Below are 713 nucleotides of genomic sequence, written 5' to 3' on the forward strand. Positions count from 1 at the left end.
CAGGGCGATGCGCGCCTTGAGCGCCGCCAGCGGCGTGCGCAGCTCGTGGGCGGCGTCGGCGATAAACTGCGACTGGCGCTCGAACAGCCCGCGCAGGCGCTCGTTGAACTGGTTGAGCGCCTCCACCAGCGGCAGCACCTCGCGCGGCAAGCCGGCATCGGGCAGCGGCTGCAGGTCGTCGCTGGCGCGTTCGGCTACCACCCGGCGCAGGGTCTCCAGCGGGCGCAGGGCCAGGCTCACCGCCAGCCACACCAACAGCAGCGCGCTGACCGATAGCAGGCCCATGCGCCACAGGGTGCCGACCAGCAGTTCGCGGGCCATGCGCTCGCGCGCGCCCTGGGTCTCGGCCACGCGAATTTCCGCCATACCGTTGAGCTGCGGCTCGCTGACCGGCTGCAGCAGGCTGACCACGCGCACGCCCTGGCCGCGGTACTCGGCGTCGTAGAAATGCGCCAGCGCCGGGTAGTCGTCGGTGCGCCGGGTGCCGGGCGGCGCCGGCGGCAGGTCCTCGTAGCCGGAGACCTGCTCACCGCGATGACCGAGCACCTGGTAGTAGATGCGCCCGGCGCTGTCGTAGGCGAAGGTGTCCAGCGCCACGTAGGGGATATTGGCCCTGAGCCTGCCATCCTCGGCGTACAGGCCGTCGGCCACCGCCCGCGCCGAGGCCAGCAGGGTGCGGTCGTAGGCGGTGTCGGCGGCGCGCCGGGCACTCC

1 protein-coding gene is annotated in these 713 nt (G+C 72.8%); it reads right to left on the reverse strand.

What is annotated here, in order from left to right:
* Window positions 1-713: sensor histidine kinase N-terminal domain-containing protein (locus tag N878_RS23785; RefSeq protein WP_021445996.1), on the reverse strand; the 713-nt coding region annotated here is incomplete at both ends.

It is taken from the genome of Pseudomonas sp. EGD-AK9, from assembly GCF_000465935.2.
Taxonomy (GTDB): Bacteria; Pseudomonadota; Gammaproteobacteria; order Pseudomonadales; family Pseudomonadaceae; genus Aquipseudomonas.